General features: G+C 47.2%; 19 protein-coding genes. 8 read left to right on the top strand and 11 right to left on the bottom strand.

The genetic code is table 11. The features are described 5' to 3' along the window. Positions 1–29: 29 nt before the first annotated feature. From TBC1_RS08395 to TBC1_RS08380, 4 genes are read right to left on the bottom strand one after another with little or no spacing between them, the layout of a single operon-like run. Positions 30–4,067, bottom strand: a complete 4,038-nt coding sequence (locus tag TBC1_RS08395; RefSeq protein WP_062040766.1) for a PKD domain-containing protein — start codon at positions 4,065–4,067, stop codon at positions 30–32. A 47-nt stretch (positions 4,068–4,114) separates the two neighbouring features. Next, a complete protein-coding gene (locus TBC1_RS08390) occupies positions 4,115–4,891 on the bottom strand; it encodes a succinate dehydrogenase/fumarate reductase iron-sulfur subunit (RefSeq protein WP_062040763.1) in 777 nt (258 codons plus the stop codon). A 12-nt stretch (positions 4,892–4,903) separates the two neighbouring features. Further along, positions 4,904–6,844, bottom strand: coding sequence for a fumarate reductase/succinate dehydrogenase flavoprotein subunit (locus TBC1_RS08385; protein WP_062040760.1), 1,941 nt, complete (start codon positions 6,842–6,844; stop codon positions 4,904–4,906). A 29-nt stretch (positions 6,845–6,873) separates the two neighbouring features. Further along, positions 6,874–7,536: a succinate dehydrogenase cytochrome b subunit gene (locus TBC1_RS08380; RefSeq protein WP_062040756.1), complete on the bottom strand. Its 663-nt coding sequence runs from the start codon at positions 7,534–7,536 to the stop codon at positions 6,874–6,876. Between the two features lie 187 nt (positions 7,537–7,723). On the opposite strand from TBC1_RS08380, the gene TBC1_RS08375 reads away from it, so the two are divergent. The 3 genes from TBC1_RS08375 (at position 7,724) to TBC1_RS08365 (ending at position 11,504) form a co-directional block, all read left to right on the top strand. Beyond that, positions 7,724–9,010, top strand: a complete 1,287-nt coding sequence (locus tag TBC1_RS08375; protein WP_062040753.1) for an aminopeptidase P N-terminal domain-containing protein — start codon at positions 7,724–7,726, stop codon at positions 9,008–9,010. 202 nt (positions 9,011–9,212) lie between these two features. Continuing rightward, entirely contained in the window at positions 9,213–10,604 is a 1,392-nt protein-coding gene (locus tag TBC1_RS08370; RefSeq protein ID WP_062040750.1) for an aminopeptidase P family protein, read from the top strand. Between the two features lie 99 nt (positions 10,605–10,703). After that, on the top strand, positions 10,704–11,504 hold the full coding sequence (locus tag TBC1_RS08365; protein ID WP_062040747.1) for an alpha/beta fold hydrolase: 801 nt from the start codon (positions 10,704–10,706) through the stop codon (positions 11,502–11,504). On the opposite strand, the gene nadD is transcribed toward TBC1_RS08365, so the two are convergent. Genes nadD through TBC1_RS08345 form a run of 4 tightly spaced genes read right to left on the bottom strand, consistent with a single transcriptional unit; the run spans position 11,501 to position 14,615 of the window. Further along, on the bottom strand, positions 11,501–12,106 hold the full coding sequence (gene nadD, locus TBC1_RS08360; protein WP_062040744.1) for a nicotinate (nicotinamide) nucleotide adenylyltransferase: 606 nt from the start codon (positions 12,104–12,106) through the stop codon (positions 11,501–11,503). The two genes, TBC1_RS08365 and nadD, sit on opposite strands and share 4 nt — an antisense overlap. Next, positions 12,075–13,142 carry an adenylate/guanylate cyclase domain-containing protein gene (locus TBC1_RS08355; RefSeq protein ID WP_082189531.1) on the bottom strand — a complete coding sequence of 356 codons (1,068 nt, stop codon included), beginning with the start codon at positions 13,140–13,142 and terminating at the stop codon, positions 12,075–12,077. The genes nadD and TBC1_RS08355 overlap by 32 nt, the downstream gene beginning before the upstream one ends. Positions 13,143–13,149: 7 nt before the next feature. After that, the gene (gene gmk / locus TBC1_RS08350) at positions 13,150–13,740 is read right to left on the bottom strand and encodes a guanylate kinase (RefSeq protein ID WP_062040738.1); all 591 of its coding nucleotides are present in this window, start codon (positions 13,738–13,740) and stop codon (positions 13,150–13,152) included. 2 nt (positions 13,741–13,742) lie between these two features. Further along, a complete protein-coding gene (locus TBC1_RS08345) occupies positions 13,743–14,615 on the bottom strand; it encodes a YicC/YloC family endoribonuclease (protein ID WP_062040734.1) in 873 nt (290 codons plus the stop codon). A gap of 435 nt (positions 14,616–15,050) precedes the next feature. On the opposite strand from TBC1_RS08345, the gene TBC1_RS08335 reads away from it, so the two are divergent. The 4 genes from TBC1_RS08335 to TBC1_RS08320 all read left to right on the top strand — a co-directional run bounded on the left by TBC1_RS08335 (position 15,051) and on the right by TBC1_RS08320 (position 17,741). Beyond that, positions 15,051–15,800, top strand: coding sequence for a LytR/AlgR family response regulator transcription factor (locus tag TBC1_RS08335; RefSeq protein ID WP_062040729.1), 750 nt, complete (start codon positions 15,051–15,053; stop codon positions 15,798–15,800). 163 nt (positions 15,801–15,963) lie between these two features. Further along, positions 15,964–16,212 (top strand): hypothetical protein, encoded by a 249-nt coding sequence (locus tag TBC1_RS08330; RefSeq protein ID WP_137305539.1) that lies wholly within the window; start codon positions 15,964–15,966, stop codon positions 16,210–16,212. An 8-nt stretch (positions 16,213–16,220) separates the two neighbouring features. Further along, positions 16,221–16,535, top strand: a complete 315-nt coding sequence (locus TBC1_RS17990; RefSeq protein WP_062040723.1) for a hypothetical protein — start codon at positions 16,221–16,223, stop codon at positions 16,533–16,535. Positions 16,536–16,664: 129 nt separating this feature from the next. Next, positions 16,665–17,741, top strand: coding sequence for a phospholipase D-like domain-containing protein (locus TBC1_RS08320; protein ID WP_062040720.1), 1,077 nt, complete (start codon positions 16,665–16,667; stop codon positions 17,739–17,741). Here the strand turns inward: TBC1_RS08320 and TBC1_RS08315 are convergent. Together TBC1_RS08315 and TBC1_RS08310 are read right to left on the bottom strand one after the other, a co-directional pair. Next, positions 17,716–18,624 (bottom strand): DMT family transporter, encoded by a 909-nt coding sequence (locus tag TBC1_RS08315; RefSeq protein WP_062040717.1) that lies wholly within the window; start codon positions 18,622–18,624, stop codon positions 17,716–17,718. The two genes, TBC1_RS08320 and TBC1_RS08315, sit on opposite strands and share 26 nt — an antisense overlap. A 100-nt stretch (positions 18,625–18,724) precedes the next feature. Further along, positions 18,725–19,099 (bottom strand): Hsp20/alpha crystallin family protein, encoded by a 375-nt coding sequence (locus TBC1_RS08310; protein ID WP_172668858.1) that lies wholly within the window; start codon positions 19,097–19,099, stop codon positions 18,725–18,727. 317 nt (positions 19,100–19,416) lie between these two features. On the opposite strand from TBC1_RS08310, the gene TBC1_RS08305 reads away from it, so the two are divergent. Beyond that, positions 19,417–20,526 carry a lysylphosphatidylglycerol synthase transmembrane domain-containing protein gene (locus TBC1_RS08305; RefSeq protein ID WP_062040710.1) on the top strand — a complete coding sequence of 370 codons (1,110 nt, stop codon included), beginning with the start codon at positions 19,417–19,419 and terminating at the stop codon, positions 20,524–20,526. A gap of 41 nt (positions 20,527–20,567) precedes the next feature. On the opposite strand, the gene TBC1_RS08300 is transcribed toward TBC1_RS08305, so the two are convergent. Beyond that, positions 20,568–22,070 (bottom strand): glutamine synthetase family protein, encoded by a 1,503-nt coding sequence (locus TBC1_RS08300; protein ID WP_062040707.1) that lies wholly within the window; start codon positions 22,068–22,070, stop codon positions 20,568–20,570. Positions 22,071–22,229: the final 159 nt, after the last annotated feature.

The following is a 22,229-nucleotide window of genomic DNA, read 5'->3' as shown; positions in this document are numbered from 1 at the left end:
ATTTTGGATGCTAAATTAGGCGATTTGGATCAACCGGGCTGATGAATCATCAGTTTTATTGCGCTCTGTGTCTCCCGGGTTCTGATGATCAGCATATACAGGCCTTCTGAGAGTTTCGGGAACCTGAGCTGAATGCTTGTTTCCGGATGAATAACATTGGTTTCAAAGACTGTCCTGCCTGAAAGGTCAATCATTCTGATATTCAGCGACTCCGATCTGTCCGGACAAATCAGGGTGGCCATTCTCCCGGCGGGATTCGGAAAAACAGCATATTTACTTTCAGCAGGTTCATCCATACCGGTGCAGTTCTCCACATGAATGTAATTCTCCAGTGTAAATGTGTTGCTGCCGGATGTCCCGTCTTCAACAGTCAGGCTGACGTCGTATATGCCGGGAGTATCGTACCTGATCTGAGGATTTTCCTCGTCTGATGTCTGGGGTTCGCCTCCAGGGAAGGACCAGCGCAACCGGTTAACTGTTCCGCTGGCATAAGCCATAAAATTTATTTTATTATACCTGCATATTTGTGTGTGATCGGCGACAAAGCTTGCACACAGGGGCGATGTGCTGAATCCGAGATATTCGAGGTAGTTGCGCATCAACTGAGGCCTGCCGGGGCTGTTAAACATAAAAGTGCCGCCAAATTCCACCGTTGATGCAATGGCATTGTACCTTGCCGAATCCAGTCCTGTTGTAAAGCAATAACCGGAATTTTTATCCTGGAACCAGGGAACGGCAATTCCTTCAACCTGAAGGTTTTCACCTCTTGTTTTGTCACCGCGGTAATGAAAAGTAAACCCTTCGGCAGGGGTGCCCGGCATTCCGGTGAGGGTGTCGGCAGGATGTTGAAAAGCCTGACTGAGCCCCGTTACGCTGAATTTTTCACGCAGCGCGGTCGGGGGATCAAACCGGAAGAATGAGCCACCCTCAAGGTACAGATTGCCCCCGTTTTCAAGAAAACTTACCAAAAGGCTGTCCTCGTATGCACTGAGTTTATGATTCTGAGGAAAACAGCCCAGCGACAGGAAAACGGTATTGAATTTGTTCAGTATCCAATCAATCTGATCCAGCTTTTCGCATGCCAGGTCTATTTCATTGATGGCAGCGATGATATGGACAGCCGAATTGTAGTTCTTGTCCTTATCGATAACGGCTATTGCTGAGTTACCGATCTGAATGCCAAATGTTTCATTGTATTGTTCCCCATATTCTGTTAAAAGATTGAGGGTAGCCTGCATATAGCTGCCGGCGGGAACAGCTTCGTTGATTTTTACCGGAAATGTCAGCTTAATCCGGTCATGCCCGCCCAGGAATCCGGCTTCAAAAGAGTTGTTCCCATTTACCGCCGCATAGGGTGTTGCAAGCTCAAGCGATGCAGTGATATTCCCTGCTGGTGAATTACCATAATTATAAAGGTTGAAGGCCAATGATAATACCTCACCGGGTTCAGCAATGTTGTTTCCGTTATCCAGAACCGCTGGCGGGGTAATCACTATCTGAATCCCTGCAATGGTGAATTCACCGTAAACTTCTATTTTTCCGGAGCCGGTGTCCAGCATGCCCTTTAATAAAAATGGCTGTTCTTCCTGAATGGTGTCAGGGATAATTACGCTGAACCGGTCCCGGATCTGAATCGTCTGGCCGGGCTGAATATTTATGCCTGTAACGGGATCGCCGGCAACGGTAACATTTGAGGACGCCGTCTTAAGACTGAAAATGGCCTGACTGACTGGAATCGTACCATGATTGCTCAGGCTGATCATCAGGTTGTTTACACTGCCCGGAAGTGGTAACGTGCCGGGATCGGATAAACTGATTTTCACAGACGGCCCTGTCGTCAGGGTGATCTGCTTGTGGCAGGTAAGCCTGTTCCGGTCCCTGGCTTTAAGCAGCATACTGCCTGCTGCCGGCCGTACAATGTTCTGAACCCTGACGATTCCTTCATTGGTAATTGAAACATCTCCCGGCAGGGCTGAAGGTGCAAAACGGAAAAATTTACCGGAAGCCGGCCTTTTTACATTGGATACGGTAAGCAGGCAGGCTTCATGATTTCCCTTGCTGATACCGGATACCGGTAAAGTTTTATCGCCTCCTTCTGAATTTCCATACTGAAATTCAATGGTTCCGTCGGGAAAAAGTATTGCTGCGAATTCAGCAGATCCGGGAATTGTGCCAAAAGTCAGTTTCCAGGAAAAAACTGCCTTGTCGGGAGAGAGGCTTACTTTCAGATAGTCGCCGTTTATGTTTTGCCGGAGGTTTCTGTTGAGAAACGGGGCGATGGCTTTGATCTGACACAGGTATTGTTCGTCATATAACTGGTAGTAATAGGGCATATCCTCTCCGGTAAACATAAGGTATCCGTTTACATGCATGTAGAGGGTGTCGAATGTTTCACCAAAAAAAGGAAACGAAAATGGCATAGCTACCATTGCAAACCCATTGGTCCGGCTGGATGGCTGCAGATCTTCTCCCGGGTGCTGGGGATAGATGCCTGTGCTGTCGCCCTGAAAATAAACATGGCCGGTCGTAAGTTCAACAGGATTTGTTCCGCCGGTGATAACAGGCGTAAATGAGAAATCTTCTGTATTCTCAGGTATATAGATGATGTCATCCGAATGAATTACCGGAGGGTCGGACTGAACCTGAATGATGGCTGAGACCAGTGTTCTGCCGTTGTCGGCGATGGCTACCGGGGTTTCATCACCTGAAAAGGTTACCGGGCTGCCTGTGAGGTAGCTGATGGCGCTGAATTCCAGGATCAATCCTTCTCCGCCCTGATCAGGATCCGCTTCATCGATGATCAGAAAAATTCTGGCGGGCTGGCCCGGATGGATGTAACTGAGCAAAGGAGTGACATCAAGGCCCAGTTCCAGCGTTTTTCCGTCGGGTAGCCTGCTTCCGGTCATATAGTAATCGCCGCCCTGATAATTAAAGACGGTAAACTGCAACTCTTTTTCTGGATAAAATACTGAAGTGTCGGTACTTACCCCGGCTGTAATCCTGATCCGGCCCCTTTTATTGTATTTAACTTTTGCTGAAATGGTCAGCCCGGGAGTATAGGCAGTATCCGGGAACAACACATGCACCGAATTGTTCCAGATGCCCCCCTGTCCGTAATCCGCAGCCAGTGTAGAATAGAGCATATAGCAGAAGCCGTTGTTTTCCCAGTCCGGGCCGTAAGAGTTGACAAACTTCAGTCCGCCGATTTCCCAGTCTTTCATGTCGGCAATGCCATCGTTGTTGATATCCAGATGATTGGTAAACATGTTATCCCCGTTGCGGTCGAACCTGATGGAATCGTTGTAGCCGACAATGGTCATGGCGTGGGAGGCAGTCGGAAGCCAGGTGGTGATTACCGACTTGCCTGCCTCCGGTGAAGCGGGGGGGAGGTGGGCGACGTAATTCATCCCGGCATAAAAGCTTGCAACTCCACCGATGGCCGATCCCTCTATGTGATTGTGAATCCAGTGTTTTAATATTTCCAGGCCTTCGGGGGTTCCGGCATGTATCGACCGTACCGACCCAAGGCGGTTTTTCATCGCATTGTAGTACTTTTCGTAACCACTCATCCAGTAATAATTATCTTCAAGCGTGATCGGCCCGTAAACAGCTTCAGTAGGATTACCGGCATCGTACAGGATGTCAAAAGTGTGGAAATAGCTGACCCCCTCCCCGTAATAGGGTTCGGTGGCATTCATGAAATTATAGGTAAAGTGGTCGGGATAAGTATTCAGCGAGGTGTCGGATGGCAGTTGCCTGAGTCTGTTTATTTCGTAGCAGAAATTATAACCAACGGTTGAGGCTTGTCCGCATGAAGCGCCTGCCTGCCTGAAAACCGGCCTGAGGTAGGGCTGGCCCGAGTTGTCGGCCACCGGGGGAAGGCTTGTGTGCTTTGCCTGTTCAGGAAGTTTCAGTCTGGGATAATCCGGAAATGCTGATCCTGGCTGAAAGGAACGGTGTATTCCGTTGCTTTCATATAGTGCGGCCCGATTCCGCAGAGTGGCCTGCTGACAAAAACTGCTTACTGCAGTGCTTGCAGTAAGCAGCAGGGTAATCAGGAATTTCATACCGGATGACTTAATTATAACATTTAGCAGCAACAGGGTTGATTAGGTTACACTCCTCCTCCGGCCTGTTCTTTTGGTATCTGGGATCCGATTTTAGCCGAAAGAAACTCACGGTTCATCCTGGCGATGTTGCTGATGGAAATCTCTTTGGGACATTCGGCTTCGCAGGCGCCTGTATTGGTGCAGTTTCCGAATCCCAGCCGGTCCATTTCGGCCACCATGGCCTGAACGCGCTCTGCCGCTTCGGGTTTACCCTGGGGCAGTAATGCAAACTGCGATACTTTGGCTGAAACAAACAACATGGCTGAAGCATTTTTACATGCGGCTACGCAGGCGCCACAGCCGATACATGCGGCGGCATCCATCGAAAGCTCGGCATTGGCCCTTGGAATGGGAATAGCATTGGCGTCTGGAATTCCACCGGTATTCACTGAGATATATCCCCCGGCCTGGATGATTTTGTCGAAGGCAGTGCGGTCAACAATCAGGTCTTTCAGCACCGGGAATGGTCTGGCCCTCCATGGCTCGATCACGATGGTGTCGCCATCTTTGAACCTGCGCATATGCAACTGGCAGGTAGTGATGGCTTTGTCAGGGCCATGGGGTCTTCCATTGATGTACATGCTGCAGGCTCCGCAGATCCCTTCACGGCAGTCGTGGTCGAAGGCAACCGGGTCTTCACCTTTTACAACCAGCGATTCGTTCAGTATATCCATCATTTCGAGGAAGGAGCTGTTTGGCGAAATGCCGTTTACCTTATAGGTGACGAATTTTCCTTTACTGGTGGCATTTTTCTGACGCCATATCTTGAGTGTAAGGTCCATGTTCGGTAGTTTTTACTTGTAATTCCTCTGTTTTACTTCCACAAATTCGTAGTCAAGCGCTTCCTTGTTGAGCCGGGGTTCGGTATTGTCACCGGTAAATTCCCAGGCCGCCACGTACATCAGGTTCTGATCGTCGCGCAGTGCTTCTCCTTCGGGGGTCTGGTATTCCTCACGGAAGTGGCCGCCGCACGACTCGTTCCGGATCAGCGCGTCACGGGCCATCAGTTCGCCAAGTTCCAGGAAGTCGGCAACACGGCCGGCCTTTTCCAGTTCAGGATTGATCTCATTCATCCCGCCGGTGATTTTCACATCCTTCCAGAATTCTTCCCTCAGTTTTGCTATTTCAACAATTGCTTTTTTAAGCCCGGCTTCATTGCGGCCCATACCTACATATTCCCACATGATATGACCCAGCCGTTTATGGAAGCTGTCAACGGTTTGTTTTCCCTTTACTTCCATCAGTTTCCTGAGCCTGTCTGCTGCCTCTTCTTCAGTTTGTTTGAATTCAGGCAGGTCGGTGGAGAATTTAGGAACCCTGATCTGATCGGAGAGATAATTCTGAATGGTGTAAGGAAGTACGAAGTATCCGTCGGCCAGGCCCTGCATCAGTGCCGATGCGCCCAGACGGTTGGCGCCGTGGTCGCTGAAGTTGGCTTCCCCGATTGCATAAAGGCCCGGAATGGTAGTCATCAGTTCGTAATCAACCCATAGTCCGCCCATGGTATAGTGAACAGCCGGGTAAATCATCATCGGCGTTTCATAAGGGTTCTCATCCACGATTTTTTCATACATCTGGAAGAGGTTTCCATAGCGAGCTTCAATCACTTTCTTGCCCAGACGGTTGATGGCGTCGCTGAAGTCGAGGTAAACAGCCAGACCCGTATCTCCCACTCCGTAACCGGCGTCGCATCGTTCTTTAGCTGCACGTGAGGCCACGTCGCGGGGCACCAGGTTGCCAAAGGCCGGATAACGGCGCTCGAGGTAATAGTCACGGTCTTCTTCTTTTATTTGCGTGGGCTGCAGCTTGCCCTGCCTGATTTTTTCGGCATCTTCCTTGTTTTTGGGCACCCAGATGCGGCCATCGTTGCGGAGGCTCTCACTCATCAGGGTGAGTTTCGACTGGAAGTCGCCGTGAACCGGGATACAGGTGGGATGAATCTGTGTAAAACTCGGGTTTCCGAAAAAAGCTCCGCGTTTAAATGCTTTCCAGATCGCAGTGGCATTTGAGCCCATGGCATTGGTCGACAGGAAAAAAACATTGCCATAACCACCGGTGGCCAGCACTACCGCATGGGCGGCATATCTTTCGATGGCCCCTGTAACCATGTCACGAACGATGATACCCCTGGCACGACCTTCGACAAGCACTACGTCGAGCATTTCGTGTCGGGTATAAAGCTCAACATTGCCCTTTTTTACCTGACGGCTGAGGGCGCTGTAGGCTCCGAGCAGCAACTGTTGTCCGGTTTGTCCACGCGCGTAAAAAGTACGTGAAACCTGTGCTCCCCCGAAAGAACGGTTGTCGAGCAATCCGCCATATTCGCGGGCAAACGGAACCCCCTGGGCCACGCACTGATCGATGATGGCGTTGCTCACTTCGGCCAGCCGGTAGACGTTGGCTTCGCGGGCACGATAGTCGCCCCCCTTGATGGTGTCGTAAAACAGGCGGTAAACGCTGTCTCCGTCGTTCTGGTAATTCTTTGCTGCATTGATACCGCCCTGGGCTGCAATACTGTGCGCCCTGCGCGGGCTGTCCTGGTAACAGAAATTTTTAACCTTAAAGCCCAGTTCGGCAAGGCTGGCAGCAGCGGACGCTCCGGCCAGACCGGTTCCTACAACAATAATTTCCAGTCTGCGCTTGTTTGCCGGATTTACCAGGTTTGTATTTGCCTTGAAATTGGTCCATTTCTCGGCCAACTGTCCTTTGGGTATCTTTGAATTAAGTTCAGCCATATCTGAAGTGCTTTTTTGTCAGTGAATGATTAACTTATGTATATGATCAACGGGATAAGGATAAAACCGCCTGCGATCAGGATGGCCAGCGCCCGGCTGATGCCGAAAACCACCGGCGTATATTTGTTGTGGTTTAATCCCAGCGACTGAATCGCCGAATGAAAGGCGTGATCCAGATGAAATCCCAGGAACAGCAGCCAGAAAATATACATCAACACATAAGGTAAATTCTTGAATTTCTCGATCACCAGCAGACCCATATCTTCATAATGTTTATCACCGATCATAACTCCGGGCATTTCTCCGAATTTAGCCCTGAAGAAAAAGTTGATCAGGTGCAGTATCAGAAACGCCAGGATGATTGCTCCTGTATGGATCATGAACTTCGAGAAGAATGAAGTATGTGAATATCCTTCAACCTTATACCGGGTTGGACGGGCCATCCAGTTCTGTATCTGAAGCACGACCCCTACAAGGATATGAATGATAAAACCTCCGAACAGCACCCATTGCATGGTTTGTATCAAGGGGTTTGTGACCATGAAATGGGCGGCCAGGTTGAACGCTTCCCTGCCGTCGTTTTTCAGAATCAGCAGGTTGATGCTCAGATGAACGATCAGAAAGCTGATCAGGAACAATCCTGCCAGCGCCATAATGATCTTTTTGGTGATGGAAGAGTACTTTAATACCATGAGCGATAATTGATTATTGTTAACAGAAAATTAAATGTTTTTACCGGGTCAGCAAAAAATATGTTCTTACATTTGCTCTGACCCTACATATTGAAACCTGTCAATACTTGGGTTAACAAATTTAACCATTAACAGCGTAAATCCAAGCCCGCGGCTTAAATTAAAATAAATCTAAATTACTTCATCCATGCGATACAAATCCATAGATCCTGATCTGTTCAGGAAAAACCGTGAAAAACTTGAGAAAAAGCTTAAACCCAATGCCCTGGCTGTAATACATGCAAATGATGAAATGCCCCGCAATGGCGACCAGTGTTTTGTTTACAGGCAGAACAGCGATTTGTTTTACCTGACCGGTCTCGATCAGGAAAAATGCATACTTACCCTTTTTCCTAACCATCCGGTTGAAGCCATGCGCGAAATTGTTTTTACAGTCAGAACAAATGACCGGATGGTTACCTGGTATGGTCATAAGTACACACTTGAGCAGGTGACGGAGATCTCGGGTGTGAAAAACGTGCGATGGCTTGATGATTTCGAAGATACTTTCCGTGATCTGATGGCCCGTGCAGAATTTGTATATCTTAATCAGAATGAAAACCCCCGTTTTACCACCGAGGTGCCTTCGCGGGACCTGAGGTTTATGCAGCAACTCAGACATGATTATCCTTTGCACGCATTTGAACGGCTGGCCCCCCTGCTTACCGACCTGCGGATGATAAAGGAATCCGAAGAAATTGAGATGATCAACCGGGCCTGCGAGATTACGGGGGATGCTTTTGGAAGGGTATTGAACTTTGTGAAACCAGGGGTTATGGAATATGAAGTCGAAGCGGAAATTACCCATGAGTTTCTGCGCAACGGGGCATCGGGACATGCCTATCCGCCCATCATTGCATCCGGGGTAAATAATTGCATTCTGCATTATAATCAGAACGATCAGGTTTGCAAAGACGGCGAACTGCTGTTGCTGGATTTCGGGGCTGAATACGGCAATTATGCCGGTGACTGTTCGCGGACCATTCCGGTTAACGGAAAATTCTCTCCCCGGCAACGTCAGGTGTACGAAGCGGTATTGAGGGTGTTGCGCAAGGCATCCAGAATGCTGGTTCCCGGGACCACCATCGATAAGTACCACGCCGAAATCTGCAAGATTGTTGAAAGCGAATTGATTGGTCTGGGGTTGTTCAGCCGTGAGGATGTGGAAAAGCAGGATCCTGAAAACCCGTTGTTCTTCAGATATTATATGCACGGGACTTCACATTTTATGGGCCTGGATGTGCACGACGTCGGAAGCAAGCAGCATCCTTTGCGCAAGGGGATGGTGCTGAGTTGCGAACCGGCCATCTATATTCCGGAAGAAGGTTTTGGCATACGCCTGGAAAATGATATTCTTGTTGATGAAGAACCTGTTGACCTGATGGCCCACATCCCCATTGAGCCGGATGACATTGAGGCCCTGATGGCCCGTTAGTATTGGTTTTTTCAAACACTGCTTATTATAGTTGCCCGTCCATACCCGGGTTGTGACAGGATAGGGGCCTTCTGGGTATGATATTCCGCAGGAATGGAAAGCCCTGATTCCAGGTTTGATAGTAAATATTGCCGGCATTCCGGCTGAAAATGCTATTTTTGTCAGACTGAACACTGATTTTTAAATCTTTAAAACTTAATATATGTTTGCTCCAGGAACATACGCCGGCAGGCGCGAAGCCCTTCGCAGGGAAATCAAATCAGGAATTGCTGTTTTTCCAGGCAACACCGAAGCCGCTTTCAATTATCCGGCCAATACTTACCATTTCAGGCAGGACAGTACATTCAGCTATTTCTTTGGCCTGAATCAGCCTGATCTGGCAGGTATCATCGACTTCGACAGCGGGGCCGAACTGCTCTTCGGTAACGATGTGGATATGGACGACATCATCTGGATGGGTCCACAGCCTTCGATGGCCGACAGAGGGAAACTTGTTGGTATCGATCGTACTGCCCCCCTTCAGGGATTTGGCGATTACATCGCTGAAGCGCTTAATAAAGGGCGCAAAGTGCATTTTCTTCCCCCGTACCGCGGCGAAACCAGGATACAGCTTTGGACGTTGCTGGGCATCCCTGTGGCAGAGCAGAAAGCGGCTGCCTCCGTTGAACTGATCAAGGCGGTCGTTAAACTGCGCAGCATCAAGTCGGCCGAAGAGATTGCCGAAATTGAAAAAATGGTCGATGTGGCTTATCTGATGCACACCACCGCCATGAAAATGGCGCACCCCGGGATTGTAGAGCAGGAAATTGCGGGTACCATCGAGGGGATCGCCCTGGCGAATGCCGGTCCGGTATCATTCCCGGTTATTCTGAGTGTCAACGGGCAGACCCTGCATAATCACTATCATGGCAATACCCTTTCCGAAGGACGCATGATGGTGGTGGATGCCGGTTGCGAATCAGAGGAAAGCCTATACTCAAGCGACATCACCCGTACGGTTCCCGTAGGAGGGAAATTCAACGAGCGGCAGCGCGGAATTTATGAAATTGTGCTGAATGCGAACCTGAAGGCCATTGCCGCCATAAAACCCGGTATTCCCTATCGTGAAGTTCATCTGCTGGCCGCGAAAACCATTGCTGATGGCCTGAAAGCCCTTGGATTGATGAAGGGTGATACCCAGGCAGCGGTTGAAGCCGGCGCTCATGCCCTCTTTTTTCCCCACGGTCTCGGCCATATGATGGGTATGGATGTGCACGATATGGAAAATCTGGGTGAAAATTATGTGGGATATGACGAAGAGATTACCCGCGCATCCCAGTTCGGTACGGCATTCCTCCGCCTTGGCCGCCGCCTGCAACCGGGCTTTGTGCTTACCGTGGAGCCGGGCATCTACTTTATCCCTGCCCTGATTGACCAGTGGAAAGCCGAAGGTAAGTTCACGGAATTTATCAACTACGAAAAGGTTGAAACATATAAGGACTTTGGTGGCATCCGTATCGAAGACGATGTGCTGGTGACTGAAACCGGTAACCGGGTGCTCGGCAGGCCGATACCTAAAACGGTTGCCGAAATTGAAGCCATTATGAAAAAGTAAAAGACCTGTTTCAAACATTTTTCATTTATTCAGTCCCGGCCTGAAGGCGGGAAATTTCAACCGGCCGGGACTGCCATCTTATAATCTTCAAAAATTAAAATGTCGGAATCAATTACTTATCGAAACACCCCGTTATTTTACCGGAAAACCGGGAAAGGGCCTTGGGTTGTGCTGTTGCACGGTTTTATGGAATCGGCGGAGATCTGGAGCGGGCTTGCTGCGGTACTTGAAAAGGAATTCAGTGTATTGATGATTGACCTGCCGGGACATGGCCGGAGTGGTATGCTGGGCGAGGTACACACCATGCCGGATATGGCGGCCGCGGTATCGGCAATTCTCAGATACGAAGGCGTTGACGATTTTGTACTCTGCGGACACAGTATGGGCGGTTATGTTGCTGCAGAGCTGGCTGCCACTTCTGGAAATCATGTTAAAGGAATGGTACTGTTACATTCGCATCTTGCACCCGACGATGAAGTGGCAAAGGAAAACCGCAGCCGGACTATAAATATAGTTAAACTAAATCATACCGGATTCATCCACCAGTTTATACCGGACCTTTTCGCCAATGAAAACAGGGAAAGACTCTCAGGGGAAATAGAAATTCTAACGAACCGCGCGGCTGCCACCCCTCCCAGGTCGATTATCGCATCGCTCGAGGGGATGAAACTCCGGACAGGCAGCCTCGATTTCCTGATTCAGACAGAAATGCCCCTTTACTTTGTAATTGGTAAAAACGACAGCCGGATGCCTTACAATAAGGTGATGGCCCAGGCAATGCTGGGACGAAATGTTCAGGTTATGTTACTTGATAATGTTGGCCACATGGGCTTTCTTGAAGCCCCTGAAAAGGTGTTTCCCGCCCTGCATGATTTCATCAGGCGTTGCTGCGAAAGCTAACGAAGATAGAATCCCATTTTCTCAATGATTTTCATAACCTTATCCGGGAGGAAATACCGGATGTTTTTACCGTTTTTGATTGCTTCGCGGATAAAACTTGCCGATATTTCGATGCGGGGAGCGTTCACCACTGTTATCGAAGGGTGGCTGAGCAGGGGGTGGTCCTCATCTCCATGCCTGGGATAAATCATCAGGCGGTATTGATCGAGCAGCTGTTCGTAATTTTTCCACTTATGAAATGAAGGCAGGACATCTGTCCCTGCAATCAGCACGAACTGCCGGTCGGGGTGTTGCTCGCTCAATCTGGCAAGGGTATCAATGGTGTAGGATGGCCTGGGCATCCGGAATTCGATATCCGAGACCCTGAAACGCTCATCATTTTCAATGGCTGCTTCCACCATTTCGAGGCGGTACTGGTCCGAAAGAAGGGTTGCCTTGTCTTTCAGCGGATTGTGAGGTGACACAATAAACCATACTTCTTTCAATCCGCCGAATTCAACCATAAATTCAGCGATACACAGATGCCCGAAGTGAATGGGGTTAAAGGATCCGAAAAACAGTCCGGTTAGCTTAGATGGAGTCGGTTTTCCCGGTTTGTTCATAATGTTTAAGCATCTTTATCAACCGGGACATGTAAAGATATGGTCCCTGCAGCAGGATGGTATTTCCATCAACCCGTGCCCTGAATTTGCGCATTCCGAGGATCAGGAAATTTCCCGGCTCCGGTCTGAAAAGCATAAAGCCTTTGGCATGCACGGGCTGGCGATAGCCCAATTGTGACATAATGTAAGACAGGATGCGATCAACTTCCCGCACATCATCAAACACTGCGCGCATTTTTCTCCTGGCATACAGGGCGGCAAAGAACAGTGAAGCCGGAATTACAGAAAAGTATAATACAGGAGAATTCAGCCACATGGAGAGGATGTCGGAGAGCCCGGTGCTGGTTCGTTGTGCCTGAATGCCTGCACCCATGACCAGAAGCACTGAAAAGAAAATAAGTGCAGCAAAAGTTGTGGAAGCAAAGGAAGTGCCCCTGCCCGGAAGGTGCTCAATCTCTTTTATTTTATAACGGAAATCTGATTTCTGATGAACTGCCGGTCTGCCGATTTTGAATTCATCGCGGTAAATGGAGAGGGTTTTATATACGTTATGACTTCCCGGAAGGTTTTCAATCTCAACATCCCGGTATTCAACTACCTTAAGATCAATCATCTTGCTGATGGCCGAATACATGGCATTCGACATGCAGATACATCCCGGTTCTGCCATGGCCTGCAGCCTGGCAACCACATTCACCTGCTCGCCGATCACCACGGAATTACGGACTTCCGCTTTACCTTTGTGCAATCCTATACTTACCAGAAGCCGCCTGGGTTTTTCCTTATTCCGGTTAAACGCTTTGAGCCGCTCAAGAAAGTCAACTGCACACAGATAGGCATCGTTAACCGACACAAAGGAGGCGAGTACTGAGTCGTCAAGCCTCTTTACCAGATGCCCGTTGTACTCGGTGATGACCTGCTGTGAAATTTCATTATGTCTGGCCAGCAACTCAAGGGCCTCTTGCTCATCAAGCTCAAGAAGCCTTGAATAACCGCGAATGTCAGAAAACATTAATGCCACTTCTGCTTTTTGCATTAGTAAATCAATATTTTGGCTTCAGAAATTCTGTGACCACCTTGTGGGCTTCTTTTTTTGCAGTTTCAAGATCATTGTTCACCAGGATGTAATCGAAGCGGGGTGCAAAACCAAGCTCCCAGCGGGCCTTTTCCATCCGCCTGTTTATCGTCTCTTCCGAATCTGTTTTTCTGAATCTGAGGCGATTCTCCAGTTCTTCGAGTGAAGGTGGCGAAACAAACACCGATAAAGCCCGGTCGCCGAAATAATTTTTTATATTCAATCCGCCAACGACATCAACATCAAATATAATGTTTTTTCCCTGATCCAGCAAAATTTTTACCTGCGATTTTAATGTACCGTAAAAATTTCCTTCATATACTTCCTGCCACTCAAGCAGATCACCCTCTTCGATTTTTTTTCGGAATGCTTCGGATGTGATAAAAAAATAGTCTTTCCCATCAACTTCATTGGGCCTTATCTGCCTGCTTGTGGCAGAAACGGAAAATCCAAGATTAAGTCCGGAAGCCAGCAGGTATTTCACGATGGTGGTTTTACCTGCCCCCGAAGGTGCCGATACAATGATTAATTTCCCTTCCGATTCTTTTGGTTTATTCACGATCAGAGAATGTTGGCAAGTTGTTCCTTGATTTTTTCCAGTTCATCCTTCATCCTTACTACCAGCTTCTGAATGTCGGCATCATTGGCCTTTGACCCCATGGTGTTGATCTCTCTTCCTATTTCCTGCGACACAAAAGAGAGTTTTCTTCCATTGGAGGCATCCTCAATAAGGGTCTCGAGAAAATATTTGCAATGCTTGGCAAGCCTGACTTTTTCCTCGGTGATATCCAGTTTTTCAAGATAATATATAATCTCCTGCTCAAACCGGTTGGTATCGAAATTGTTATTATCAATAAAATCAGCAAAACTGTTGCGGAGTTTTTCACGGAGTTGCAGGTTCCGGTTTTGTTCGAAAGGCTCAACCTCAGCCAGCAGGGATTGTATGGTTTTAATCCTGAGAATAAAATCTCTTTCCAGGAGCTCACCTTCATGTTTTCTGAATTCGTCCAGTTGCTGCAATGCTTCATTCAGCGAAGTGAATATCGAATTCCATTCCTCCACGGTTATTTCCTCCTTCGAAAGTCTGGTTACTTCAGGCATCTTCATTACAACTGACAGCAGATTTTCTTCACTTGCGCCCAGTTCCCTGGCTAATGAACTCAGTTCATTGTAATATGAAACGGCAACCGGCCTGTTGATGACGGCCGGCAGATCGGTGCCTGTAAAATCAATGTTTCCGGTAAGTTCTACCTTGCCTCTTTCAAGCATCCGGTTTACAACTGCCCTGATCTCCGGCTCATTGTCCCGCAGCGCAGGGTGCAGCCTCAGGTTCATGTCAAGTTGCTTGCTGTTAAGCGATCTGATTTCAAGGGTTACCGACTTTCCGTTGAGTTTGGCAACAGCTTTGCCGTAACCAGTCATTGACCTTAGCATTGGCACATTTTTATTACAAAGGTACTACTATTCTTTTTGAGCAGTCATGCCTTTGCATTATTTATCAGAACAGCCGCTTCCTGCACCCTTAGCGTGTATCTGAATTTTTTATTTCAGTTTCTGAGGGATAGCAGAAAAGGGGGCCGGGTTAGCCAGCTGGCTGACATGAATTCTGCATCAAAACAATATGCTTTTGACTCTGAAAGAATCCTTCACGGATTGATCCCCTGACTTTACAGTTATTGTGAAACCTGCCGGATGGGATTCAGTGAGGTGTCAAAAGGGATTCCGGGTTTATCCGTTTGATAAAAATGGCACTTCAATTAAGCAGTTATCAATACATTTGTATAAATTTACATTTTTCTGTTGTTCTGTAAAGATTGACGGCAGGTAGCAAATGTCTGTTAATGCCAGACGCTATAACCAGAGGAAATTATGATACGCACTGTAATTATTGATGATGAAGCCCGGTCAAGAGAAACGATCCGGGAAATGATAAGGCTTTATTGCTCAAATGCTGAGGTTGTTGCCGAAGCCGAGGATGTGAGGTCCGGGATATCTGTTATAAGGGCTCAAAAACCCGACCTTGTGATCCTGGATATTAAGATGCCTGACGGTTCAGGGTTTGATCTGCTGAGGCAGATCATGCCGGTAGATTTCCGGGTGATTTTTGTCACCGCTTTTGAAGAGTATGCAATCAAGGCGTTCAAATTCAATGCGGTGGATTACATTACCAAACCGGTAGATCCTATTGAGCTTCAGGTAGCGATTGATCGCGTTTCAAAAATCATTGAAACCGGCAACATCAATAACCAGCTTCAGAAGATGATGGATGGTTTTGGAAAACCTGCGCCGCAGGATAACAAAAAGATCATTCTGAAAACCGCTGATACCATTCATGTGCTGGAATTTGATGACATCCTGAGGTGTGAGTCGGATCGTAATTATACGGTATTTATTCTCGAAAATGGTGAGCGTATCATGGTTTCCAAATCTATCAAGGAGTATGAGACGGTTCTGGAAGAAAACAATTTTTGCAGGATTCATCAATCGCACATCATTAACCTCGCGCATTTACGAAAATTCAAAAAGGATGAATTAATCTGTGTTCTGAAAGATAACTCGGAAATTCCGGTTGCATACCGTAAACGGGACGATCTGCTGAAAGTGCTACGCAATCTTTAGCCTTTTTAAGCGGATTCCGGCATTTTACCCTACGCATGATAAAAAAAGCTTTACGGATATTCATTTGGTAACATTCGTACTTCTTATTTGAATATTATTGCAAAATACAACGCAATGGACTTATTAAAACCGGTTGAGCATTTATTCAATTGATGTATATATTATGGAAAGGAATATTATGATTCTTAGTTTATTGGGATTATTGCGGAAATGCCCTGCGGCGCATCGTTCTAAAGGTTGTGTTTGCCGGGGTGCTGTAAGGCATTTTGGCCTTCACGAAGCATATACCTGTTTGCAGGCCATGGATGACAAATTTTTATCAATGCTGCTTCAGCAGCATCAGGCATGTTTGGGGCAGGGAGAAAGCAGTCTTGCCGGAAACGCGAAACAAAAATATATTATCAATAATTAAATATATATATGCTTGCGCCATTTCATTTTGTCAGATTCAAATCAAGTGTGATAAACGGAGGAAGCTTGCTGCATCCCGAATCGATTGAAATAGATGAAACATTTGTTACCTTAAGAAAGAAAAGAGGCCCTTTTTCAGGGATGAAATCAATATCAATTCCCATTCTGAATGTTATCAATGTTGAGGTAAGTCCAAAAGCCACCGGGGCTGATATTTTAATTGAATCCTTCGCCAAACGCCAGATCGAGGGCAGGGGTTTTTCGCCTTCCGCCGCCCGGAAGATAGAACGCTTATTACGGGAATATGCACCAAGGTGCAGATAAATAAAACTTGTCAGCCCGGCCAGGTTCCTTTTTGTAGTCCTTTTTTAACAGGGCACTATCCCTTGTTTTGCATAGATACCTTTGATTTCATAACTTTGCCTTTCAGGGAAACAATATAGCAACGATCAGATGAAGCCCCGCGGTCAGCATGCTTCAATGCTTTTTGATGACCCGGCCATGTTCCAGCAAGCTATGCTAAACGACATTGCCGGAGCCAGGAGTTATATATTCCTGGAGTTTTACCGTATCGGGGATGATTCGGTAGGGGAACGTTTCAGGGATTTGCTGGTACGAAAATGTAAGGAAGGGGTAAAGGTTAAGCTTCTGCTCGACTCATGGGGGACCAGTCTGCCGGAATCATTCTTTGAGCAGTTCAGGCAATTTGGAGGCGAGGTACGTTATTTTAAGAAAATCAAATTCTTTATTGACTTTTTTACAAAGAACCACCGCAGGAACCACCGGAAGCTTTTAATCATTGATGATCAGATCTGTTACATTGGTTCGGCAAATCTGACGGCCTATTCCATGAAATGGAGAGAGTTGATGCTACGGGTGGAAGGTCCGCTGGCGCAGGTTTTCCGAAAAACATTCAACGACAGTGCGAAGATTTACAAAAAGTATATCTTCAATAAGTTTGCATACAAGCGTACTATTTTTTACCGTGGGTTTGAAATTGTTCAGGATCTTCCATCCATATACAGGCAGCAGATAAAAAAGCGTTACGAGAAGTTGCTTCAGAAAGCCAGAAAATCGGTTTATATTGAAACACCTTATTTTCTTCCGGGATATAAACTCCGGCGCTACATGATGCAGGCCGCCCGGCGGGGAGTTGAAGTGAATGTTATTATCCCCCTGCATTCCGATGTAAGATCAGTTGATCTTCTCCGCAGCAAATACATGGGTTTTTACTATAACAGCAAAATCCGGATCAGATTTTATACTCCGGGAAACCTGCATGCTAAATGTGTTCTGGTGGATGATGAAACCTTTGCCATTGGTTCGGCAAATTTCGATTATCGCAGCTTCAGGTATCAGCACGAGATTATGTTATTTGGAAAGGACCGCGAAATAGTGAGTTTGCTGAAGGGCCATATCGAAAAAACGCTGACAGACTGCATTGATTTTGACTATGAAGCCTGGCTTCGCCGGCCGGTGCTCGAAAAAGTTTTCGGCTGGATGCTTATTCCTTTCCGGCATTTGTTTTAATGCCGGCCGGGCGGTTTACAAGGTAAACGCCCGCAAAAATCAATATTCCGGCAACTATTTTGGCCGTGCTCAACGCTTCACTGAACATGAAAATCCCAATTGCGGCCGCTATCACCGGTTGCATGTAAATGTAATATCCTGCCACCCCGGCGCTTAAGGCCTTCAGCGAAAAAGTCGTGAGCAGATAAGCCAGGAAGGTTGTTCCCACAACGATATAGCCCAGCGAAAGCCATGCAGAAGGGGTGAAGCCCTGCCAGTTTATGCTGAAGGCGTCTTTTGCACTGAAAGGGATTACCATCAGAAAGCCGTAGAGAAAAACCCACTTCATCACAGTAACAGCGTTGTATTTCATCATCAGCGGCTTTACCAGCACAAGGTAGAGGCTATATGCGGTGATGTTTATCAGGATAAGTGTATTGCCGAGAAGCTGATTTTCTGCTGCTGCCGGACCAGATCCCTGTAAAATCAATAGAATTGCCCCTGCACCACCTGCCAGGATGCCGGCAATTTTCGGAGTGGTCACTTTTTCACCTGCTATGACGGCAGAAAACGCGATTACCATGAGAGGGCTGCCGGCATGAATCAGGGAAGTGTCGACCGGGCTGGTGTAGTTGAGGCCTGTAAAAAAGCAAATCTGGTTTATGGCGATGCCCAGGAGGCTGCAAATGATCAGTTTAATATGGTCGGAGCGGTAAATTTTTAACGGTTGCATACTTGCAGATAACAACCAGAATAGGATCATGGCCGCAAAACCACGTACAAATATAATCTGCATCGGTTGCATGGTGCCCGGCATCAGCCCTTTGGCAATCCAGTAGTTGGCGCCGAACAACAATCCGGAACCGAACAGCGCAGCGTGGGCTTTTATTTTTATCTTTTCCATGCAATCAATCTAACTGCGGCAAAGGTCGTGATAATATCGGCGAAATGAAAAAGCCGCAGTTTTCATGTAACTGCGGCTTTTTTGGGTGAGTATATTGAGTTTATGAGATTGCGATTTCCCTGCTGAGTTTCACTTCTTTCTTTACCGGAATGTGAATTTTCAGGATGCCATTCTGATAGTCGGCTTTGATGTTGTCGGTATCTACGGTTTTGGGAAGTACAAAGCGTTTGCTGATTTCTCCGGCACCGAATTCCCGGCGAAGGTATTTTTCATTCTCAGGTTCCTTGTTTTTTTCTGCAGCCGATATATTGAGTACCTGCTGCTCCAGGTTAATATTAAAGTCTTCCTTCATATAACCGGGAACAGCCAGTTCAATGAAAAAAGCATTATCCTGTTCGTAAATATTGGCCGGTGGATTGCAGCTGTTGCAGTTGCGCGAGGGATTGCTGAAAAACTGGCCATATGTATTGTTCATGGCCGGATGGTTATGAAAGCGGATAAGTGTCATGGGTTGGTCCTCCTTGATGTTGGTTTTTTATTTTTTTAATGTGTTTATTCCCGGTTTTTCAACTACCGTGCCAGCCGGAAAACAGCAATGATGGTACAAGAAAAAGCGACAAAATGACATATTTGGCTTGGTATATAATGACAATATGGCGCATTAGGGGCTGTTTTTTCCCTGCCCGTACTTTGCTGAATCAGAAGGAATCATTAGGCGTTGAGCAGATTTTCTTTTTTGTTTGTTTAATCAATAGCTGCAGACCTTAACTTTGCTTTTCGAAATTTACGCTTATGCCCAGCCAGCAACGACGTATTCTGAATCTTTTTGCTTTCCGGAGAATCATCATTCCGGTAATTCTCGGACTGGGTGTAATTATTTACATGATTGCCGGTGACCTTACCCATAGCGATCTGGCTTCCATTAACTGGCGATGGCATTCGGTATATTTTTTTATGCTTGCCTTCCTGATGATGGTGATCCGGGATCTTGCCTATATGTACAGGATCCGCCTCCTTACAGGGGAGGTACTCAACTGGAGAAAATCCTTCGAAGTGATCATGCTGTGGGAGTTTGCTTCCAGTGTTACCCCCTCGGTGGTCGGAGGGTCGGCCATTGCTGTTTTTATCTTAAGTAAGGAGAAACTCGGAACAGGCAGATCTACAGCCATTGTGGTGGTTACTGCGATGCTGGACGAGATGTTTTACATAGTAATGGTGCCGGTTATTTTTATATTGGCCGGGTACGAAAGGCTTTCCGTAACCGGCAAAGTTTTTACCATGCTTGGTGCCGATTTCAGCCCAATGGGCATTTTCTTTATCGGATTCACACTGATCGTAATTCTGACCTTATTGCTTGCATACGGCATTTTATTTAATCCCGGCGGATTCAAATGGTTGCTGATGCGGATTACCTCATTGAAACTTTTCCGGAAGTTCAGGGAAGGTGCCGAAGTTACGGGTGATCAGGTAATCATTACCTCCCGTGAGCTGCGAGACAAAAATTCCATTTTCTGGCTAAAGGCATTCGGAGCGACGATCTTTTCCTGGACAGCCCGTTTCTGGGTTGTGAATTTCCTGATTATGGCGTTTACCGGTTCTATCGCTTTTTCGGAGAATATGCTGATTTATGCCCGCCAACTGATGATGTGGGTAATTATGCTGATAAGTCCTACTCCGGGCGGAAGCGGAATTGCAGAATATTTTTTCCCGGTATTCCTCCGGGAATTCATTGCAGGACCGGCCGGCGACCTTACCACACTGGTAGCTTTGTCGTGGCGGCTGATCAGTTATTATCCCTACCTGATCATTGGTGCAATTGTTTTACCATTGTGGCTCAGGCGGGTGTACCTGGGACGGAAGCTGATCCGGTTCAGGAAAATGAAAAAGGCCCCTCAGCAATGAAATGCAGAAAGGGCCTGTTCGGTTGGTTTTATTAAGACTTCTTATCCGCAGTGGAAATATTGCTCCACCAAAGACATGATTTTTTCCTTTTTACAGCTGATTTCTTCACGAAGGTGTTCGTCCTTATAACTCCTTAATTTCCGGGCTACCCCGTCGATCACTCCTTGTGAAAATACGCCGTATTTCAGATAAATTTCTGCCTGCTGCTCAAGCATTGCAGCCGATTCCCAGCATGAAACAGGAAGTTTGTTGAGTTCAGCCAGCCTTTCTTTATTTTTCTCATCGAAGATATTTACATCCACATAGGTTTTTTCGGCTTTCTGAAGGGCGTCTTTCATTTCCAGACCGTGTCTTGCGGCAACGGTCAGTCCGGCCAGCAACAGGTAAATATCTGCGGAGCCGTCGGGGCAGCGGAATTCAACAGTCTGGAGTTGTGACAGATCATCATCGGTGGGTTTTTCAAGAGGGTTGGCATGATAAATCATGGAGTTACCCCCTGTCCAGCCCAGGGGAACCCTTACCAGTACGCTGCGGTTGCGGTCGCCCCAGCAGATGTTGGTGGGTGCTTCCTGATGCGGGACCAGCCTGAAATAGGAGGTGGGGTTGGAATTACCAAATGCCGTAAGTGAAGGGGCAAGCTCAAGGTAACCGGCGATGGCCTTGCGCGCAGTATCGCTCAGCTTTCCGTTTGCTACCATCTGGTTTTTGCCGTCCTTCACAAGCTTGGTGTGAATGTGTAATCCGCTTCCGGCTTTGCCAACCGTGATTTTTGGGGCAAAAGTCACGGTAACACCATATTTATAAGCCAGTGAGCGGAGAATCCATTTGGCTATAACCAGCTGGTCTGCGGCTTCTTCAAGATTAGTTGGCATAAATTCAATCTCGTTCTGCTCGTATAATTTCCCGTCCTGAGAGAAATTCCCGACTTCGGAATGACCGTATTTTATCAAACAGCCGGCTTTGGCCATGGCAGTCATGGCTTCGGTGCGCAGTTGCTCCCACTTGGCAAATGGGAAGGATTCATGGTACCCTTTCTGGTCCACTGCCCTGAAAAGGTCTTCTTCTTCGCTGATTACGTAGTACTCCAGTTCACCCATTACATTGAAAGTATACCCGGTTTTTTCTTTCAGTGCCTTATGGGCCTTGCGCAGGATGTATTCAGGGGAGCTTTCGAGTGGCTCGCCGTCTTTGTTGTAATATGAGCAGAGGATGTCAAGCGCGGGCACATCCGAAAACGGATTCACAAAAGCAGTCCTGTAACGCGGAACAACGTAAAGGTCGCTCGACCCTGCCTGTATAAACGGGAACAGGCTTGACCCGTCAACCCTTTCACCTGTAGTCAGGATGGAGTTAAGGTGATCGCGTGAACTGATTACAAAATTGAGGGTCTTCAGCCTGCCATCGCCTCCGGTGTACCTGAAGTTGACCATCTCAATGTTATGGTCTTCAATGTATTTAATGATGTCGGCTTTTGTAAATTCTTCCGCGGATTTGTTCAGATATTGTACAAGCGGATTCGGGTTTAATTCTGTGAAAACAGTCATATTATTGAAGTTTTATGAGTTATTCCGGCAGTCTGCAAAGCATATTCAGGTTTTTTCTTTGACCAGGCTCAGTTGAAAAAGTGCTCAAAATTAGAAAGTTTTTATTACAAAGCACATCCTGACTGTTTTTTACACCAGGTGAAATATTCGACAGTTTTT

This window comes from Lentimicrobium saccharophilum (assembly GCF_001192835.1).
Classification (GTDB): domain Bacteria; phylum Bacteroidota; class Bacteroidia; order Bacteroidales; family Lentimicrobiaceae; genus Lentimicrobium; species Lentimicrobium saccharophilum.
This window is presented reverse-complemented; position numbering and strand designations above follow the sequence as displayed.

Bases quoted from the DNA above. Each gene is read 5' to 3' on its own strand.
- TBC1_RS08395 (WP_062040766.1), bottom strand. From the start codon at position 4,067: ATGAAATTCCTGATTACCCTGCTGCTTACTGCAAGCACTGCAGTAAGC.
- TBC1_RS08390 (WP_062040763.1), bottom strand. From the start codon at position 4,891: ATGGACCTTACACTCAAGATATGGCGTCAGAAAAATGCCACCAGTAAA.
- TBC1_RS08385 (WP_062040760.1), bottom strand. From the start codon at position 6,844: ATGGCTGAACTTAATTCAAAGATACCCAAAGGACAGTTGGCCGAGAAA.
- TBC1_RS08380 (WP_062040756.1), bottom strand. From the start codon at position 7,536: ATGGTATTAAAGTACTCTTCCATCACCAAAAAGATCATTATGGCGCTG.
- TBC1_RS08375 (WP_062040753.1), top strand. From the start codon at position 7,724: ATGCGATACAAATCCATAGATCCTGATCTGTTCAGGAAAAACCGTGAA.
- TBC1_RS08370 (WP_062040750.1), top strand. From the start codon at position 9,213: ATGTTTGCTCCAGGAACATACGCCGGCAGGCGCGAAGCCCTTCGCAGG.
- TBC1_RS08365 (WP_062040747.1), top strand. From the start codon at position 10,704: ATGTCGGAATCAATTACTTATCGAAACACCCCGTTATTTTACCGGAAA.
- nadD (WP_062040744.1), bottom strand. From the start codon at position 12,106: ATGAACAAACCGGGAAAACCGACTCCATCTAAGCTAACCGGACTGTTT.
- TBC1_RS08355 (WP_082189531.1), bottom strand. From the start codon at position 13,142: ATGCAAAAAGCAGAAGTGGCATTAATGTTTTCTGACATTCGCGGTTAT.
- TBC1_RS08345 (WP_062040734.1), bottom strand. From the start codon at position 14,615: ATGCTAAGGTCAATGACTGGTTACGGCAAAGCTGTTGCCAAACTCAAC.
- TBC1_RS08335 (WP_062040729.1), top strand. From the start codon at position 15,051: ATGATACGCACTGTAATTATTGATGATGAAGCCCGGTCAAGAGAAACG.
- TBC1_RS08330 (WP_137305539.1), top strand. From the start codon at position 15,964: ATGGAAAGGAATATTATGATTCTTAGTTTATTGGGATTATTGCGGAAA.
- TBC1_RS17990 (WP_062040723.1), top strand. From the start codon at position 16,221: ATGCTTGCGCCATTTCATTTTGTCAGATTCAAATCAAGTGTGATAAAC.
- TBC1_RS08320 (WP_062040720.1), top strand. From the start codon at position 16,665: ATGAAGCCCCGCGGTCAGCATGCTTCAATGCTTTTTGATGACCCGGCC.
- TBC1_RS08315 (WP_062040717.1), bottom strand. From the start codon at position 18,624: ATGGAAAAGATAAAAATAAAAGCCCACGCTGCGCTGTTCGGTTCCGGA.
- TBC1_RS08310 (WP_172668858.1), bottom strand. From the start codon at position 19,099: ATGAACAATACATATGGCCAGTTTTTCAGCAATCCCTCGCGCAACTGC.
- TBC1_RS08305 (WP_062040710.1), top strand. From the start codon at position 19,417: ATGCCCAGCCAGCAACGACGTATTCTGAATCTTTTTGCTTTCCGGAGA.
- TBC1_RS08300 (WP_062040707.1), bottom strand. From the start codon at position 22,070: ATGACTGTTTTCACAGAATTAAACCCGAATCCGCTTGTACAATATCTG.